This window comes from Planctobacterium sp. AWM4_229, from assembly GCF_056160305.1.
The window spans coordinates 379,366-397,146 of record NZ_JBSWWX010000006.1; the positions used below are offsets into that span (position 1 = coordinate 379,366).

The 17,781-nt window shown below is 46.6% G+C and carries 15 protein-coding genes; 3 read left to right on the forward strand and 12 right to left on the reverse strand.

Annotated features, from left to right (window positions below):
• The first annotated feature begins 33 nt into the window (after positions 1 to 33).
• A complete protein-coding gene (locus ACXAGP_RS15640; protein ID WP_475262497.1) occupies positions 34 to 2,445 on the forward strand; it encodes a hybrid sensor histidine kinase/response regulator in 2,412 nt (803 codons plus the stop codon).
• A gap of 293 nt (positions 2,446 to 2,738) precedes the next feature.
• Here ACXAGP_RS15640 and ACXAGP_RS15645 read toward each other — a convergent pair whose 3' ends face one another.
• The 10 genes from ACXAGP_RS15645 to ACXAGP_RS15690 all read right to left on the reverse strand — a co-directional run bounded on the left by ACXAGP_RS15645 (position 2,739) and on the right by ACXAGP_RS15690 (position 11,401).
• Positions 2,739 to 4,079, reverse strand: a complete 1,341-nt coding sequence (locus ACXAGP_RS15645) for a M24 family metallopeptidase (protein ID WP_475262498.1) — start codon at positions 4,077 to 4,079, stop codon at positions 2,739 to 2,741.
• Between the two features lie 48 nt (positions 4,080 to 4,127).
• The gene (locus tag ACXAGP_RS15650; protein ID WP_475262499.1) at positions 4,128 to 4,628 is read right to left on the reverse strand and encodes a cyclic nucleotide-binding domain-containing protein; all 501 of its coding nucleotides are present in this window, start codon (positions 4,626 to 4,628) and stop codon (positions 4,128 to 4,130) included.
• 70 nt (positions 4,629 to 4,698) lie between these two features.
• Positions 4,699 to 5,418: a dihydromonapterin reductase gene (gene folM / locus ACXAGP_RS15655; protein ID WP_475262500.1), complete on the reverse strand. Its 720-nt coding sequence runs from the start codon at positions 5,416 to 5,418 to the stop codon at positions 4,699 to 4,701.
• A 47-nt stretch (positions 5,419 to 5,465) separates the two neighbouring features.
• The gene (locus ACXAGP_RS15660; protein WP_475262501.1) at positions 5,466 to 6,206 is read right to left on the reverse strand and encodes a LytR/AlgR family response regulator transcription factor; all 741 of its coding nucleotides are present in this window, start codon (positions 6,204 to 6,206) and stop codon (positions 5,466 to 5,468) included.
• Entirely contained in the window at positions 6,199 to 7,326 is a 1,128-nt protein-coding gene (locus ACXAGP_RS15665) for a sensor histidine kinase (RefSeq protein WP_475262502.1), read from the reverse strand. The genes ACXAGP_RS15660 and ACXAGP_RS15665 overlap by 8 nt, the downstream gene beginning before the upstream one ends.
• A 16-nt stretch (positions 7,327 to 7,342) precedes the next feature.
• Positions 7,343 to 8,581: an ABC transporter permease gene (locus tag ACXAGP_RS15670; protein WP_475262503.1), complete on the reverse strand. Its 1,239-nt coding sequence runs from the start codon at positions 8,579 to 8,581 to the stop codon at positions 7,343 to 7,345.
• Complete coding sequence (locus tag ACXAGP_RS15675) at positions 8,574 to 9,311, reverse strand: ABC transporter ATP-binding protein (protein WP_475262504.1); 738 nt, start codon at positions 9,309 to 9,311, stop codon at positions 8,574 to 8,576. Before ACXAGP_RS15675 ends, ACXAGP_RS15670 begins: the two co-directional genes overlap by 8 nt.
• Positions 9,311 to 10,459 carry an efflux RND transporter periplasmic adaptor subunit gene (locus tag ACXAGP_RS15680; RefSeq protein ID WP_475262505.1) on the reverse strand — a complete coding sequence of 383 codons (1,149 nt, stop codon included), beginning with the start codon at positions 10,457 to 10,459 and terminating at the stop codon, positions 9,311 to 9,313. The genes ACXAGP_RS15675 and ACXAGP_RS15680 overlap by 1 nt, the downstream gene beginning before the upstream one ends.
• 15 nt (positions 10,460 to 10,474) lie before the next feature.
• Positions 10,475 to 11,170 carry a YIP1 family protein gene (locus tag ACXAGP_RS15685; protein ID WP_475262506.1) on the reverse strand — a complete coding sequence of 232 codons (696 nt, stop codon included), beginning with the start codon at positions 11,168 to 11,170 and terminating at the stop codon, positions 10,475 to 10,477.
• 3 nt (positions 11,171 to 11,173) lie between these two features.
• Positions 11,174 to 11,401, reverse strand: coding sequence for a hypothetical protein (locus ACXAGP_RS15690; RefSeq protein WP_475262507.1), 228 nt, complete (start codon positions 11,399 to 11,401; stop codon positions 11,174 to 11,176).
• A 236-nt stretch (positions 11,402 to 11,637) separates the two neighbouring features.
• Between ACXAGP_RS15690 and ACXAGP_RS15695 the strand changes: the two genes are divergently transcribed.
• Positions 11,638 to 15,444, forward strand: a complete 3,807-nt coding sequence (locus ACXAGP_RS15695) for an FG-GAP repeat domain-containing protein (protein ID WP_475262508.1) — start codon at positions 11,638 to 11,640, stop codon at positions 15,442 to 15,444.
• 11 nt (positions 15,445 to 15,455) lie between these two features.
• Positions 15,456 to 16,742, forward strand: a complete 1,287-nt coding sequence (locus ACXAGP_RS15700; protein WP_475262509.1) for a DUF1501 domain-containing protein — start codon at positions 15,456 to 15,458, stop codon at positions 16,740 to 16,742.
• Between the two features lie 19 nt (positions 16,743 to 16,761).
• On the opposite strand, the gene fldB is transcribed toward ACXAGP_RS15700, so the two are convergent.
• Together fldB and ACXAGP_RS15710 are read right to left on the reverse strand one after the other, a co-directional pair.
• Positions 16,762 to 17,289 carry a flavodoxin FldB gene (fldB, locus tag ACXAGP_RS15705; RefSeq protein ID WP_475262510.1) on the reverse strand — a complete coding sequence of 176 codons (528 nt, stop codon included), beginning with the start codon at positions 17,287 to 17,289 and terminating at the stop codon, positions 16,762 to 16,764.
• Between the two features lie 87 nt (positions 17,290 to 17,376).
• Positions 17,377 to 17,712, reverse strand: a complete 336-nt coding sequence (locus ACXAGP_RS15710; RefSeq protein WP_475262511.1) for a VOC family protein — start codon at positions 17,710 to 17,712, stop codon at positions 17,377 to 17,379.
• Positions 17,713 to 17,781 lie beyond the last annotated feature (69 nt).

Sequence of the window (17,781 nt, forward strand, 5' to 3'; positions counted from 1 at the left end):
TATGGAAATAAATGAAACTAACTGCATAGCATTATGAGATTTGATGCACCACTTAATGTCACGCTGGAAAAGCTGTCACATGGAGAATTGGCCAATAATTTTCCATTAAACTTAGAGTCTTCAAGCATTATATCTCTGCTACAAATAAGTGCTGAAGCAGCGGAAGAAGAAGTTTTCTGGATGCATGCCGACTCGCGAATTTTTTACGTAAATCACAGTGCCTGTAAAACACTGCAATATCAACGCAACGAACTTATTGGCAAGTATGTTTGGGAGTGGGATCCACTTTTCCCGAGAGAAGTGTGGCCAACTTTTTGGGCGGAGATAAAAGCCTCCGGGCAAGTTCAGTTTGAAACCCAGCACCAAACTAAGTTTGGCGACATTTTGCCTGTCAGCATTAAGGCGATCTATTTCAATATTGACGATCAACAAGGCCTTATTGCTTATGTTCGAGACTTGTCGGAACAAAAAGCACAAGAGGCCCAATGCAGGAATTATCAAAAAGAACTGAAACAACTGCAGTGTTTCGCGGAGCAGCCCAATGATCTGGGAGAAAAGGGCTGGCTCAAAAACATGGCTGAGCGCCTCTGCAAACTTGAGGCTGCCGCCAATATTGGTACCTGGGAAGTGGATCTTACTACTAATAATCTCGTCTGGAGTGAGCAGACCCGACGTATTCATGAAGTTGATGACGAATACGAGCCTAACGTTGCAGAGGCCATAAATTTTTATAAAGCAGGGCAAGACCGGGCAAAGATAACCGAATTGTTTAACAACGCCGTAAATGCCAGTGTTCCTTGGGATGTTGAGTTGACCATAGTCACTCAAACGGGCAGAGAGCGCATTGTTCGGGTTATCGGCAACGCTGAATCAGCCAACGGACAATGCGTTCGGGTGTTCGGGGTGTTTCAAGATATCACTGACAAGTATGGTATGCGGCAGGAATTACTCGCCAGCCAAAAAAGTATGCAAGATATCATGGATCACTCTCCAGCCGTGGTGTACGTCAAAGACACTGAAGGCCGATATCTGTTTGTAAATAAAAAGTACGAACAGGTATTGAGTATCCCGAGAAACAAAGTTTTAGGTAACAAAGATACCGATTTTTTACCGCCATCAGTGGCACAAGAAGTGATGGCTAACGACAGACGGGTCATTACCACCGGTGAACATCATGAAATAGAGGAGGAGATCCCTCAGGAGGAAGGCTTTCGGCTTTACATCTCGGAAAAATTTCCACTGTTTGATAGCGATGGTGAAATTTATGCTATGTGCGGTATTTCAACGGATATCACTGAACGGCGGCAGCAAGAAGAGCAACTGCGTCGTACTCAGAAAATGGATGCCCTTGGCAAATTAACGGGGGGGGTGGCTCATGACTTTAATAATCTGTTGGGGATTATAGTTGGCTATGCCAGCTTGATTGAGCGCAATGCCATAGCGTTAGATGGCCCCATCCACAATCATGCGCAGCACATCAATAAAGCTTGTACGCGAGGTGAAAAACTCACTCGGCGTTTATTGGCCTTTTCTAGCAAACAAAGCGTGCAAAAACAAGTTGTTAACCTCAATGATGTACTACAAAACAATGTCGATATGCTGCAGAAGATAATGACGGTCAGTATTGAGTTGCAGCTGGAATTAAGTCCTGATTTATGGTGGTGTGAGCTTGATGTTTCAGATTTTGAGGATGCATTGATTAATATGGTGCTCAATGCGATCCATGCTATGGAGCACAAGGGCACCTTAACCATCAGTACGCAAAACAAGATCTTTCAGGCGCCGAAGAAAAAACAACGTAGCGATACCCAATTTGTGCAGCTGGCTATTGAAGACAATGGTTGTGGTATGAGCCAGGACATACAGGAGCAATTATTCGAACCTTTCTTTACCACCAAAGCGGAGAAGGGCACAGGCCTTGGTTTAAGTCAGGTGTATGGGTTTACCCAGAGAAGCAAAGGCTTTGTTGAAGTGCACTCTAATCTCGGACAAGGCACCCGTTTTGAATTATATTTTCCTTCTAAACCATCACCAGACAGAACAACCGAAAACGCGCAACACCAAGAGCAGAGTCGGTTACAAGGTTCAGAGTCAATACTGGTTGTGGATGATGAGCGAGAGTTAGTGGAAATATCTCGATTAATGCTCAGCGCTTATGGCTATTCGGTATCCGGTTGTTACAGTGGCGCTGAGGCCATTCAAAAAATGCAAGAACAGACTTTTGACCTGGTGATTTCCGATGTGATCATGCCACACATGGATGGCTGGGAATTAAGCAGCAAGATCATGGAAGACTTCCCCAATACAAAAATCTTGCTAGTGAGTGGTTATATTGGTGACCGTTGTGCTGATACGCAACCCCATATACAAGAAGAACAAGTGTTAACTAAGCCGTTCAGCAGTGAAACTTTGTTGAAGCGAGTGAAAGCGTTGTTGGATACTTGAAGCCCTGGATTCAACGAACTTGAATTCAGATTTTGGGTTATTTGCAGCAGCATTTTTAATATCTCCTTAATAACATATGTTTTTTTTCAGATAGTTTGATTTTTGCCGATTTTTACTATTTGGCCCCTTTTGCTTATATTTTTGTTGATAAAATCATAAGGTTATGGGTTTTTGTTGTTTTGTCAGGAAGTTGAAATGCCCTTCAGAAATTTGCTAACGGAGGCGGAAACCGACGCTTAGAATATTTTTTGAAGAGCCATCCTATTTCCCCTCCTGGAGCGCCACTGCCATTCTTATCGAATCACATGCCACTGGGTTTGACGGCCGGCTAAGTACCAGACGGTAGTGCCGTCGAACAGGGCGCTTTGCTCCAGTTTGATTTGAACCCACTGATCATCCCATTCGGGGACTTGTGCTTTGATATTGCCTTCGATGGCATAGGCAGTATTGGGGTAGAGTAACCAGTCTCCTTGAATCGGAGTGTCACCCTGGTTGTCCCACATACCAATCGTTGGGCCTGAGGCATGTCCTACAAAGCCCAAGGGGTGGGTGTAGGTGCTGCTGAGGATGCCTTGCTGTTTACTGTTTTTGTGGGTATCTGCCAGAATCTGATTTCCGGTTTTACCTGTTTCAAATGCGTCAGTGAGCAGGTCCTGCCATTGGTTGCCGATTTTGAGTGCGCTAACCAAGCCTTGCGGAACGGATGACTCTCCCAGTTTTAGAACGTAGCCCATTTCCTGGGTATCAGTACACAACTGCAAATAACAAATACCTACATCAGTGTGCAGTACATCCCCCGGCAATACGGTACGCGGTGATTTGCCCATAAATACATCTTGCTTTGAGGTTGCATCGCCGCGACGCTGGATATTGACGTAAGGCTGGAACCAGGGGCGTACCTGCAGTTCCTCGAATCGTTCCCGGATATACCAGGCAATATCGTCGGTAGTGGTGATGCCGGGTGTAATAACCTTGTTGGAAAATGCTTCAGCGATAACGCCTCGAGCAATGGTGACAACTTGCGGATACACCTGGATTTCTTTATCACTTCTGGTTTCCATCCAGCGCACCACTAAATCTTCGGCGCTCACCAGGCGTTGTTGGTATTTTGTTGGCAATACGGATTTGAGTTTGTTGTGTAAACCGACGCTTAAGCCATCAGCCAATGCCCAGTTTTCGCTGCTATTAATGCCAATGCGCTGTGGGTCGCGCTCTGCAATGATCTCTGCCAGTCGTTGCCACTGTTGTTCTTTGCTACCGCCTTGCCAGACGGTAGGGTACAGCTCACCAATGGGATATCGACTGACACTGAAGCGTTCTACCGAACCGTCGGGTAGCTTGTGAAATACCAAAATAGTGGTTCGGCGGGCGGCAAAGGTGGGTTGTGGCACCAAAGTATAAAACAGGCGATCTTCACCGTATTCGCGATTGATAACCAACCACATATCCAGATCCGAATCTGTCATAAGTTGAGGTAAAAGATTATTCAGCCTGTCGGTTACCATGGCATTAATCGGTGCAACGCGCTCTTTAAAAGATAAAACCTCGGGCATTGCTGTAATTGTTCGACCTTGCTCTTGAGACCCGCTGGCAAATGAGAAAATACTGAAAATGAGCAGTAAATATCGAATCATTGGATGTTCCTTATTGTACTTATTGCGAAATTGGAAATTAGGTGACGGCTACCAAGTTTCGCCTTGAGCGTACTTTTCATCCAAAAGTTTGTCAAAACTGGTATCCGGTGAAGTGGTTTGTTTGCGGGCGGCGTCTATGGTTTGGTTTAAACGCAACACCAGGCCTTCTATGATTTTGTCTTTAATGCACTCGCGAATATGACTATTTAGCGATTTAAAGTGAAAGGCGGTTATCTTCATGGCGACGACATTGTCGCTCGCCGCAGTGACCGTCGCCACGCGAGGATCACCCACTATAAAGCCGACTTCACCTAAAAAGTTTGGAGGCTGTACATTGGCAATCACTTGTTCATTGCGCCAGATGGACACCTCTCCGTGCATTAAGATAAAAAAAGCGTCATCTCGCTCTCCCTCTTCCATTATCACTTCCCCCTGACTGAAACTGACATAGCTTTTAGGCATAGCCAATATCATGTCTATTTCAGCTTCACTGAGCTTTTTGAATAAGGGAATTTTTTTTAAGATCCCAGCGAGTTTTGCTTTTTCCATTACTGCTCTTCCAATACCTGTCCCACTAAATTAATAGCGGGCGCTCGGTAAAAATCAAGCAAACATTAATTTATGGAAGTTTGAGGTGACGGCCACCATCCAAAGGTAAAACGCGGCCGGTAATATAAGTATTCTGCAATAAAAATGAGACGCTTTCGGTAAAGCATTGCTCTCCCGGTTCTGTGCCTAGTAAGGACTTTTGCAACGCTTTTTCGCGATATTCGGCATCGTCCCATTCGTTAAATTTGATGAGGGCGGGAGCGATTGCGTTAACTTTTATACGCGGTGCCAGATCTCTGGCAAAAGACATTGTGAGGTTTTCCAGGGCAGCTTTTGATGCGGCATATGCCATGTGTTTAAAACTACCTATAGTAGCCACCTGGTCACTAATATGAAGAATATCACCTTGGTCTTCAATTCTTTCTGCTAGTGCTTTATTGATGAGCAAAGGGGTTTTTACGTGTACCTGCATCATGTCGTCCATGATATCGGCTCCGTCCTCAGCATTGTAGGGTTTTGGATCCCGAGACCAGGTTGATGCGTTGTGTATCAAAGCTCTGAGGTGAGTATAGCGCTGCTTTATTTCGTCAATAAAGGTTGTTATCCCTTGGTTACTGGAAAAATCGGCATAGAGGCAATCGATGCCTTGTTGTTTAAGTTTCTGGATAACAGGGCGCTCCTGACGATAGCTAATGACCACCTTATATCCTTGTTGATTAAGAGTTTTGGCCGTGGCCAAACCAAGACGCTGTGCGCCACCTGTGATAATTACGGGGTTGTCAGAAATCATATTGTAGTAGGGGTTTTTCTAAATGAGTATTTGTGGTTAAGGATACCCTAAAATGCACTGAATAACTGCTTCAGGGTTTGTGCTTGCCTGCGGCTCAATTCTATCATTTGTCCTGAATTCATGATGGCGACATAAGAGCCGGTTTTCATTCCCGGTTCAATACGTTCTATAGCATCAACCCGGATCAACTCTGACCGACTGGCTTTGAAAAACACCGTGGGATCCAAGCGTGACTCTACTTTTGACAGTGAACTGTGCACCCATGACTTGCCTGATGGTGAATAGACGGCACAGTGATTACCAATGCTCTCGAAGCGTTCAATTTCGGCCAGTTTAACGATTCGGTTTACATCACCGAATTTGAGCAACAGGCCATGATGATCGGGTAGGTAGTTTTCAGTATGGGAAGTTGTGCTATCTGCCGAAGCCGCGCTCGTATCTCGCTGTAATTTTTTAATGCACTGTGCCAGTCGTTGTGGGTTGATGGGCTTAACCAGGTAATCCACGGCATTCAAGGTGAAGGCATCCACTGCATATTGATCAAAGGCGGTGCAAAATATGAACTGGATATCGGAGTCGATTTGCTCTGCCAGTTCCACGCCTGTCATGCCCGGCATTTGCACATCCAGAAACACTAAATCGATATCGCAATTGCCCAGCTTTTCCAAAGCTGCCTCCGCATTTGCGGCTTCTGCCACAACCTGAATGGTATCCTGATATTCTGACAGTAAACGTTTAAGCTCAGCTCTGGCCAGGCGTTCGTCATCAACAATAAGTGCTTTAAACATAGGGCATATCCAAGATTACCGTGAAACTGTCAGCGGATTTCGTGATGTGTAATTGCGCACTATCTGCAAACATCAATTGTAAACGTTGGCGAGTGTTTTTCAGGCCGGTTTTAGTACCTGGCATTTGCTGTTCCTGAGCAACGCTATTACTCATAATCAACTGCCAGCGTTCGGGAGCAGTTTTTTGGGTTTTCAGGCTCAATAACCCTTCGCTAGCCACAGGGGCAATGCCGTGTTTAATCGCATTTTCTGCCAAGGTTAACAGCAGCAAGGTGGGCAGTTTTTGCTGTTGCGTGTCTGGGGCAATATCGATGCTCATTTGCAACCTTTCTTCCAGACGCACTTTCTCAATGTCCAGATATTGTTTTGCAATACGCCATTCTTCTTCTAGTGTGGTTGAAGGTTTCAAATGAGCCTGTAAATGGGTGCGAAACAATTCGCTCAGTTGGGTTACCAGTTCCGCGGCTTTGGTTTTATCTTCAAAAATCATGGCCCGGATACTATTTAGGGTATTAAACAAAAAGTGGGGATTTAACTGGTTGGTTAATTGTTGAATGCGCGCTTCCTGTACTTGTTTTTGCAGCTCCCGTTTGCTTTTTGTGGCGTGCCAGAAAATATAGAGAAGCGACCAGAGTAAATAGAGAATAATCTGGTTGAGCAGAGCGATTACCCAGATCTGTGGTGTGTTAAAATCTACTTGATGTTCTTTGCCATTGATCACTATGGTCATAGAGTCGGTTTCCAGATCACCAAAGTAGCTGGATGCATCAAAATGGTAAATGAACAGCACGTGTAATGCGGATATACCTGCCAATATTGCCAACAATTTAAAACAGCGTTTCAGGTTGACACTGTATTGGATAAATTGGGTTTTTAAATAGCCTCTGAGTACATAATGGCAGAAGATTAAAAATAATAATCCCTCGGTCAGGCCGCGAGCCACGTACCCGGCTAAGCCACCCAAAGATTCATCCAGTCCTAACACCAAAATGTTGGACAATATGTTGAAAGTGGTGACAGCGAAAACCAGCAACTGAGCAATCGCATAGGGGGTGGAGTAGTTTCTGCTCAGTCGCCAGTAGTAGGCAACAAAACGTTTAAATTGAGGTCCGGTGATCATTGTCTTTTGATTCTTGTTATTCGTATCTTAGCGCATCAATAGGGTTGAGTTTGGCGGCTTTCATGGCTGGTGCCAGGCCAAACAATACCCCAATTGCCGTGGTGAATCCAAGAGAAAGTAAAATGGCCCATACCGGGACTAAGGTGTCCGACAACCCGGGGATCATCATGGCTAGCATGGCGGCAACGCCGTAGCCTAATAGCAGCCCAAGAATGCCACCGAACAGGGATAATACCAGTGCTTCGATAAGAAATTGCGTCATGATGAAACCCGGAGTCGCACCTAACGCTTTTTGGGTACCTATTTCTCTGGTGCGCTCGGTTACTGATACCAGCATGATATTCATCACGCCAATGCCACCTACCAGTAAGCTGATGCCAACCACACCACCTGCTACCAATGTGACTGAGGTGGTAATGGTTTTAAACTGGGACTTGGTGCGCTCAGCGCTGACAAATTCAAAGTCGTCAGCCTCATTCTCGGTGAGATTGTGACGTTTGCGTAAAATCTGACTGATTTGCTGCTTAATAGCCTCTTCATCCGCATCCGGCTTGGGACGATACATAATGTCCACATTCCGGGTAACCTGTTCGCCGCTCAAAGATTTGAGGGTACCAAATGGAGCGATGATGTAGTTGTCCTGGTCAAATCCAAACAGGGTTCCTTGCTTTTCGGCTATGCCAATGATGCGAAACCATTCGCCATTAAGGCTGATAAATTCACCGACAGGATTGCCTTCGATATTGAGTTCTTTGACGATAGTTGCGCCGACAAAGGCTACTCGGCGGCGACGCAAATCATCACTTTCAGATAAAAAGCGCCCGGCTTCGGGAAAGATTCTGATCACTCTTTGATAAGCGCTGTCGGTGCCTATGATCTGGGTTTGGGTCACATTGCGACCATACTGTACACTGGCCCCAAAACTGAAGGCTTTCATGGAAACACTGATATCTTCCAGGCCCTCTACTTTACCTTTGAGAGACTCAAAATCGTGATAACTCAGGGTGTTTTCAAAGCCCAGTAACATATCTTCCCTGTTAGTGTGAGCGGTAATGGTGACTACGTCACTTCCCAGATCATCAAGTTGTTTGGTGATGGATTGGGTGAGCCCTTGCATTATTGCCACCACGGCAATGACCGCCGCGACACCGATAATAATTCCCAAGGTGGTAAGTGTACTGCGCATCGCGTGGGCTCGAATGGCGTGAAAAGCCGCCATACTGCCTTCGTAAACGGCTAAAAGATTTTTAAACATATAAATGATTCCGAATGTCTGAGTGTATTTCACCATCCACAAGCCTGATGACACGCAGGCAATGATCGGCAATTTCCTGCTCATGGGTGATCAGCACTATGGTGTGTCCCTCGTTGTGTAATTCATCAAACAGGCTCATCACTTCTTGTGTGGTTTGGCTATCAAGGTTCCCTGTTGGCTCATCCCCCAACAAAATATCCGGTTGGGTTACCAATGCTCTAGCTATCGCAACCCTCTGACGTTGACCGCCGGAAAGCTGGTTGGGGAAGTGTTGGATTTTGTCTTTCAAGCCCACTCGCTCTAGTGCTTCGGTGGCCATTGCCAAACGCTGTTTATGAGGAATAAAGCGGTATACCAAAGGCTGCATGACATTGGCTAACGCTGTGGCTCTGGGTAATAAATTAAAACTCTGGAAGATAAAGCCCACGGATTTATTTCGTAAGTGGGCCAATTCTGTTTCTGGCAATTGCTCTATTGCTTTGTCGGCCAATAAATATTCACCAGAGCATGGCGTATCCAGACAACCCAGCAGGTTCATCAGAGTGGACTTACCGGATCCCGAAGGGCCCACAATGGCCACATAATCGTTTTTTTTGATGTCGAGATTGATATCTTTCAGTGCATAGAAGGTCTCATCTCCACAGGGATAGCTTTTCACTATATTCCGCAGTTGAATGATACCCTTATCGGTGTTTGACCCCGATGAGGGCGACTTGTTTTGCGCCCACATTAGCTTTTCTCCCTGATGGATATTTTACTGTCGCTTTGCAACTGTGACATTGTGCGAGTGGGGCCAATAACAATTTGCTCACCAGCAGCCAACCCGGTAGCGATAGCCTGTTCCGTATCCGAAGCCATTCCCAAGGCCACGTTTTTGCGCACAACGCTGTTGTTTTCAACCACCCATACATAGGGTTTATTTTGTTCGTGTTGCACCGCTGCGATGGGAATGTTGGTGGTTTGCTCACCGACAGCAGTAATGATTTCGGCACGACAACTCATGCCCGGAAATACCGGCAGTTCACTGCTTTCCAGTAACACTTTAACACTGAAGGACAAGCCAGGATTTTGACCATGATGCTTAGCACTGGTGCCGATCTGAGTAATTTTTCCGGTAAATGGATGTTTAGGCCACGCAGCAGCGTAAATCTCAACTTGTTGACCCAAAGCAATGGTGGCGATATCCGCTTCATCTACTCTGATTTCAGCCAGAATGACACTAGGATCCGCAATGGTCATTAAGTCGGAGCCAACAATATTGGTGGTGCCGGCAATGACCGTCTCTCCTTGCTTGATATCCAGACTGGATACCAATCCGCTCATGGGCGCAATAAAGCTGGTTTTAGCCAACTGGTCTTGCACGAATTTGAGAGTGGCATGAGCCTGTTCCAGATTGGCTTGTGCCGCTCTCACTTGAATGCGAGCAAGGTTTACCTGGTTGAGTAAATCATCCACCACTTCTTGTTGCTGTAATCCTTGAGTTAACAGTCGGGACTGGCGCTGCCATTGCTTCTCCAGGTTACTCAAGGTTTCCTTGGCTGCTTCTATCGCAATTTGTCTGGCGGTCACTTCCGCTTGCGCTTTTTCAGTCTCAGCCTCAAATGCTTCAGGGTCCAACTGCAACAGTAACTCTCCTTGTTGCACCATGTCGCCTTCTTCCACGTACAGGGTTTGTACTCTTCCAGAGACTTGCGGTCGGATATTTATTTGTTCATTGAAAATAAAGTTACCGGAAGCCAGTACGGTCTCTGCAAGATAGCCTTCAGTGGCGGTTGACACTTCCACCTCAAAAGCCTGCTGACTGGCTGATAAATTTTTCCAGCTGATGAGTGCCACCATGGCAACCGCAAGACTGCTAAAGATGATAGCTTTTTTCATATTTGTGCTCCGCGATTAGATGAAGACTGCCCAGATGGCAAAAATGGCAAGGTACGGTGCGGCTGACAGACTTGTGGCTTTTAGCATGGTCATGTTGCACCACTGCATTAAACCTTTGGCACCCAATAAGATACTCCACAAGAAAAACACATTGGCGGCCTCAGCAAACTGAAACCAATTGTGTTGAACTGGCAGATTGAGGAACAATTGATTAACGGAAGTGTAGTTGGGCAGATTTATGGATAGATCACCGCCGCCAGCACTGACAAACAATGCAATAAATCCAATCAATTGCAATGCCATAGGCATCTGGGTCCAGACGCTAAAGGCAAACCAATCTCCATAAGTGGCTTGCTCATCCCGACGGCCGACGAGTTTGAAATACAGCGCTAGTACGGCCAGCATAATTATTAAAAACACGACGCTGAAAATGGCCCCTAAGGTGCCGGTGTGAGGGGCATTTTCCAACATGAACTGCTCAACTTGCGCTTGCTCTGTTGGGGATTCAAAGCTCATTTGCAGCAATTGTTGGTCCACTATCCATTGGTCGCTCATCCCGGAGTAAAACCAGAGGATACTGCCAGCGGTAAGAGTAACCAGTAGTAGCAATGCCAGCCAGGTGATGCCTCTATTTTGTTTTAACGTGCTGAAAACATCCTTAGGGGCAGCATAGATATCCAGTAGTGCCGCGGGTGCAGATAAGGTGGCCATGAGTTATTCTCCTTGTTTATTTTTGAAGCTAAATGCACTAACAAAGGCGGAAATGAGTCCAGCCCATAGCAACAGGGTTGTGGATTGTGAAGCCACCATCGCCGGGTAAAGCGATTGCATTACTGACAAAAACAACCAGTTTCCCGAAAACAGTAGTGTCAGCATCGGTGCCAGATAGTGCTTAGCGCCGGTTTCAAAATGCTGTTCGCTGTTCGTGTGTGTCAAATTCATAACGACCTCCTTCAGTGCCGTACCAGATTGCAATAAGGAGTATTTTTTAGGGGAAGAAAAGTGATAGGCGGTAAATTCAGGTGATAATTGGTAAGAATTGAGCAACTTTTCAGTATTACTGTTAACCCTTTCACATTTACCTTTAATTAAGCTGCATTGTGGACGATATCCTTGCTATAAGAGTATTGCTGATTAAAAATGAAGGGTGCCGGGCACTGTTGCGCAGGAGTATGACTGTGAAAAAATACATTTGGCTAAATACACTGATGGTGTCGATATTGACCTCACCGGTAGTGTTAGCGACTGACGACGTAAACGGAGATGGGCAGGCTGACTTTACTCTCTGGCGTCCTTCGAATCTCACTTTTTACAGTAAATCTCCACAAGACAATAGTATCTTGACCCGCAGCGAATTGGGACAAGGCACAAGTGGCGTACCTTTGACCGGTGACCTCAATGGTAATGGCTTAACCGACTTCGCTGTTTGGTATGAAGATACCGGGCTATGGCACATTCGTTACGATGACGACAGCCAAACTACAGTGCAGCTAGGGCAAACTGGTGACATTCCCTTTATTGCAGATCGCACCGGGGATGGTATTGATGAAGTCATCGTGCGTCGTCCTTCCGAGGGGCGTTGGTATTACCTCGCTTCTGAAAATGGCGAGTTGAAACAAGTAGATTATGGCCGGTTGGCTACTGATACCCCACTTATTGGCTACTTTGACGCCGATGCGCGCGCCGATTTCGCTATATGGCGAGATGGTACCTGGTATGTGCGACAAACTTCCAGCAACACAACTGTGCGCACTTTTCTAGGTCGGCAAGAGACTGATTTAAAGCTGCCCGCTGATTATGACGGTGATGGCCTGAGTGATATTGCAATTTGGCGTCCTGCCACCGGCACCTGGTATATCTATTATTCCTCCGGCAACTACCCAGAAGGTGGTAGTCGCTACGAACGGGTTTTTGGCAAACAAAGTACCGACATTCCAGTGCCAGCGGATTACGATGGCGATGGCAAAGCTGATTTAGCTATTCGCCGACCTGCCACGGGAGAATTTATTTATCTTAGTAGTCTGGAAGGCTCGATTAACCGCTTTAACTTTGGACGAGAGTCCACCGATATTCCCGCTTTAGCGCCCTGGTCAATTAAGGTGTTAATGCGCCAACAAGACGCCGACTCAGATGATAACCCCTCGCAGATTGATGCTGATGAGTATTATCAACAAAATATCTCCGACGGTATTGTGCAAAGCCGATGTATCGCATGCCATATATCAGGTGGAGCCGCTGACGGGCAGGCGAGATTGATATTCGAGCGCAATACGGAAAGTGATTATCTTGCTATCAATCAGCAACGCATCGCTGATTTCCTGGCGTTGGATGGTGTTGATAGCGACTACTTTTTGGGTAAAGCCAGTGGTGGCCTGGGGCATATCGGTGGTACCCAGTTGCCTGCTGGTAGTGAGGAATATCAAGCCTTTGAAACCTACCTTGTTTTGCTAACCTCGGACTCCGGCTCAGGCGACGAAGATGATAACGACAATGGTAGTGGCGACGATGCGGGCTTTTGGGCTAATGCCTCCATGTTATCCGCAGATTTGAGTTATCGCAGAGCATTATTGTTGCTCACGGGAAGAGTTCCAGATTTAAGCGAAATGGACAATCTGGCTGCTGCGGATGATACTGCATTGCGTGAAGCTATTTTAAACCAGCTAACGGGGGAAGGCTTTCATGAGTTTCTGGTAACGGCCGCCAATGACAGATTGTTAACTGACAAGTTTTTTGAGCGTGGTATGGAAGTACTGGATGACAGCTATTTTCCGGAAATTGCGGCGCGTAATTACGAAGCCGGATTAGAACAATCTCAAGAGGCAACAGACGCTTACTGGCGCTGGCGTCGTGGGGTCGAGATTGGCATTTTACGTGCTCCGGTGGAATTAATCGCCCATGTGGTGGAAAACGATTTGCCATTTACTGAGATTGTGACCGCGGATTATATGATGCTCAACTCTTTCACCAATGAGGCGTTGCGAGGCGATGCTGATGTGGTGGGAGATGACGCTTGGCAGTTTGCCCCCGGACAAATGACAGGGGCCATGATCCACGACGAGAGTTTCGATGGTGAATGGACTCAGTTTGGCTTGAATATCATCAGTGAAGGCAGCAATATCGAATGGCCGCATGCAGGATTATTGAATGATTTGGCCTGGTTAAACCGCTACCCCTCCACCGCAACGAATCGCAACAGAGCGCGTTCTCGTTGGACTTACTATCACTTTCTGGACTTTGATATCGAAAAGTCGGCACAGCGCACGCAAGACCCTGATGCTTTGGCTGACACCAACAATCCGACCCTGAATAACGCCAACTGTACCGTGTGCCATCAAACACTGGATCCGATTGCCGGGGCGTATCAGGACTATGGTGACTGGGGTAACTACAAAGACCAGTGGGGTGGACAGGATTCATTGCCCTGGACTTATAAATGGCCCGAAGATGACGACTCTCTTTATCAGGAGGGGGATACTTGGTATCGCGATATGCTAGCCCCCGGCCTGGAAACCAATCCGGTTCCGCAAGGACAAGACAGTATACAATGGCTGGGACAGCAAATTGCCGCAGATGATCGTTTTGCCATCGCCATGGTGAAGTTTTTCTGGGAAGCTATTTTTGGCAGTGACCCCTTAACTGCACCGCAATCATTGGATGAAGCCGACTATTCTGCCAAAAACGAAGCTTTCATGGAGCAAAGTGCTTTTATTTTGACGCTCGCTGAACAACTCAGAGAACACGGCAGCTTAAGACAAACCATTGCCGATTTAGCGATTAGCCCTTGGTTCCGTGTGGCAGGGCAATCAGCTAATGCCGATGCCGCTTTGCAATACGCAGTGGCTGGCAGCGAGAGATTGTTAACACCGGAAGAGTTGGAACGCAAAACCCGCTCCCTGACCAATTACCTTTGGAATCCGTGGTTGGACGGCTGGAACCACGGTATGTTGCGCACTGAATGGAATTACAATTACAACATCATGTACGGCGGTATTGACTCCTTTGGCGTGACCAAACGCGCTCGAGACATGACGTCGATTATGGCCAAAGTGGCTACCGCCCATGCCGCAGAGGCGTCTTGTCCCACGGTGTTGTTGGACATCAACCAAACACAAGGGCAACGCCGATTGTTCAACGGCATCGAACGCAGCACGGTGCCGGGTATTCTCATTGAGCGGGATGCTGAAGTAGATGGTTTAGGCTCTGAACAAAGTGAAGCTTATGAACTCAATTTTAGCGTTGAGGCTGGTACAAATAACATCATTTTGGCTTATACCAATGATACCTGGATTGGCGAGACGGGTTCCCACCAAGATTTGATTATGGATCACATCTCTATCTATGACGCTCAAAACAATGCGTTGCTGTCAGTAACGGCAGCTGATTTAGATATCGTATCGGGTACGCCAATGGATGGGATCTGTTCCAATACTACCTGGAATCACGCTGAGGATACCAATCGACCTACAGACAGAGTGTTTTGGGGCAATTGCTCGGTGACCTTACCCGTAGAATTTGATGAAGCGGGTGATTATACCCTGGTGATGGAAGCTTATTATCAAGAATACAACAATGATGGCGCACTGGAAGACGGCGATGACAGAGTTATCGGTTTTGCCAATGTGGCAATGAGTGTTGGCGTCTTAGACCCCATAACCCAATCCAGCCCTACAGGTGATGTACTCAGAGACAAAATGGTGGAGTTGGTACAGCTTTTCTGGGGGCAAAAGCATGACCCTCAAGACACGGAAATTACCCGCTTGATGACACTCTTTAACGAAACCATGGAAGATAAGCGCAGCCGTTCTGGCAGTGGTTTGATTTGGGAGTGGGATAATGGAACAAGCTGTAATTTTGATACCAGTGACTGGGATACGGAAGAGCAGTGGGGCGGTAATATCGTTGGGCAAGACCCTTTTGGTGCACTTGCGGGATGGCGAGCCGTCATGGTTTATCTGATGACTGACTATCAATATCTTCACGACTAGAGAGAGCCAACATGAACAGACGACACTTTTTTAAAACGCTTGGACTGACTTCGGTTGCAGCCTCTCTGCCTGCTAGTTTTAACTTGTTTGCTGCTCCCGCCGATTACAATGGTAAATTTCTCATCACGATACAGGCCGAGGGGGGATGGGATGTCACTTCGTTCTGCGACCCGAAGATCAATACCGGTGATATATTTATCAATAATTGGGCAAGTAATGGCGAGCCAGGCGAATCAGGCAACTTACGTTATGCTGCTTTTGCTAACAATCAATGGTTTTTCGACAAGTACTACCAGGACATGTTGGTAATAAATGGTGTTGACGCGCAAACCAACAGCCATACTGCAGGTGTTGTGCATAACTGGAGTGGACGCTTATCCGATGGCTTTCCCTCTTTAACGGCTTTGTTTGCAGCGCAATATGGTGGCAGTTTACCTGTAGCCTATATCAGCAATGGGGGGTATTCCGCCACAGGGGGGCTAACCCGTTACACGCAACTGGATAACATTCAAGCTCTGAATAATGTTATCTACCCCAACAGAGCGCGTTGGGGTGACAATAATTATCTGCATGATAATGATTGGGCCCGCATTGAAGTAATGAAAAATCAACGCTTAACGGAACTTCAGCAAGCTCAGGAACTGACAACCTTACAACAACGCAGCCGGGGTAATTTCGCCGCAGCTGTGGAAAACGGCAGTATATTGTCACAGTTCTCAACTGCATTGGAAAATGTCGGTGATTTACAGGAGCCCGTGGATGATGGCAATTTTCTTTGGTCATCGTTAAGTCGACAGGCTCAAGTAGCAACTTTGGCAATGGGCTCTGGAGTGTGCGTTTCTGCGGATTTAATCATGGGAGGATATGACACTCATGAAAATCACGACGCCCAGCATGACTGGCTCTTTACTGAGTTGGCCAGGAGTATCGATTTCCTCTGGACCTATGCGGAACAGCAGGGCATTGCAGATCGTCTGGTGGTTATGGTGGGATCTGACTTTGGGCGAACGCCTCATTACAACGACGGCGAGGGTAAAGATCACTGGCCCATCAGTAGCTATATCGTGATGGAAAAAGGGGCCGCTTATACCAATCGCACCGTGGGAATGACTGACGAAGGGCATAATGTCATACCTATCAATCCTGCGAACTGGCAGTCTGATGAACAGTCCGGCAGCATTATCCACCCCGCCCATGTGATGACAGAACTAAGGGAATATCTGGGCCTTGATGGTCTGGCTCTTGAAAATAATTTCTCGCTTAGCGCTGATACTCGGTTCGGTTTTTTTGATAGTTAGTTATTATTACTAATTGGTATTAGAGCTCGGCAAGTTCAGCGTTGATCTGGGCAACCCATTGGGCAATGCGCTCATCAGATTGCTCATATTGGTTTTCATCATCTAGCGACAAACCGACAAAGAATTCGCCGTCCTCAGTGACGGCTTTGGAAGCGCTAAACTCGTAACCTTCATTAGGCCAATAACCAATGACAGTGCAATCCTGCAGAATCACTTCATCATGCAGCATACCCAATGCGTCCTGGAACCAATCGGCATAGCCCAACTGATCACCCATACCGTAAAGCGCGATGGTTTTACCCTTTAGATTAACATCGGCGATATCTTGCCATTGCGACTCCCAATCCTCCTGTATCTCTCCGAAGTCCCACGTAGAAATACCCAAGATCAGTACATCGAACTCAGCCATTTTGGCAAGATTCGTGTCTTTTATATTGAACAGCGGGATATCTTTTAATTCTGATACTGAGGCGAATTCAGCAACAATTTTTTCTGCTGCCATCTCGGTGTAACAGGTGGTTGAACCATAAAAAAGGGCAATTTTCATTTATGCTGTTCCATTGGACTGCAAAGGGGGCGCAGTTTAATGAAATTCGTCGATGCTTTCCAGTTGTACTGAGTATGTGGGGGCGGTTTATATCTGGTCCAGCATGATTACATTGCCGTCAGGATCCCGCAGCATAATATGAGAAGGACCATCCCCTGACTCGGCTTCCTTGTCCAGTTGCACCCCATTTTCTTTCAAATCATCTTGAAGTTGATGCACATCTTTAGGGTTGAAGGTAAAGATGTTGCCTTGAAACATACCCTGGAACAGACCAATCATATTTTCGCCGTTTTGCATGATCAGCCATTTGGCCTCCATAGAGCCACACCCAGGTACAGGTTCGAAACCCAATTTTTGGTAAAAATCTCTGGATTGCTGAATATCCTCGACTGACAGGCTTAAGCAAAACTTTCCGAGTTCCATCTGTTGTGCTCTCTTTACAGGGGTTAAAAAACACTCACAGTCTAGCAACTCTGTCTGTTTTGTAAGCAC

Bases quoted from the DNA above. Each gene is read 5' to 3' on its own strand.
- ACXAGP_RS15640 (WP_475262497.1), top strand. From the start codon at position 34: ATGAGATTTGATGCACCACTTAATGTCACGCTGGAAAAGCTGTCACAT.
- ACXAGP_RS15645 (WP_475262498.1), bottom strand. From the start codon at position 4,079: ATGATTCGATATTTACTGCTCATTTTCAGTATTTTCTCATTTGCCAGC.
- ACXAGP_RS15650 (WP_475262499.1), bottom strand. From the start codon at position 4,628: ATGGAAAAAGCAAAACTCGCTGGGATCTTAAAAAAAATTCCCTTATTC.
- folM (WP_475262500.1), bottom strand. From the start codon at position 5,418: ATGATTTCTGACAACCCCGTAATTATCACAGGTGGCGCACAGCGTCTT.
- ACXAGP_RS15660 (WP_475262501.1), bottom strand. From the start codon at position 6,206: ATGTTTAAAGCACTTATTGTTGATGACGAACGCCTGGCCAGAGCTGAG.
- ACXAGP_RS15665 (WP_475262502.1), bottom strand. From the start codon at position 7,326: ATGATCACCGGACCTCAATTTAAACGTTTTGTTGCCTACTACTGGCGA.
- ACXAGP_RS15670 (WP_475262503.1), bottom strand. From the start codon at position 8,581: ATGTTTAAAAATCTTTTAGCCGTTTACGAAGGCAGTATGGCGGCTTTT.
- ACXAGP_RS15675 (WP_475262504.1), bottom strand. From the start codon at position 9,311: ATGTGGGCGCAAAACAAGTCGCCCTCATCGGGGTCAAACACCGATAAG.
- ACXAGP_RS15680 (WP_475262505.1), bottom strand. From the start codon at position 10,459: ATGAAAAAAGCTATCATCTTTAGCAGTCTTGCGGTTGCCATGGTGGCA.
- ACXAGP_RS15685 (WP_475262506.1), bottom strand. From the start codon at position 11,170: ATGGCCACCTTATCTGCACCCGCGGCACTACTGGATATCTATGCTGCC.
- ACXAGP_RS15690 (WP_475262507.1), bottom strand. From the start codon at position 11,401: ATGAATTTGACACACACGAACAGCGAACAGCATTTTGAAACCGGCGCT.
- ACXAGP_RS15700 (WP_475262509.1), top strand. From the start codon at position 15,456: ATGAACAGACGACACTTTTTTAAAACGCTTGGACTGACTTCGGTTGCA.
- fldB (WP_475262510.1), bottom strand. From the start codon at position 17,289: ATGAAAATTGCCCTTTTTTATGGTTCAACCACCTGTTACACCGAGATG.
- ACXAGP_RS15710 (WP_475262511.1), bottom strand. From the start codon at position 17,712: ATGGAACTCGGAAAGTTTTGCTTAAGCCTGTCAGTCGAGGATATTCAG.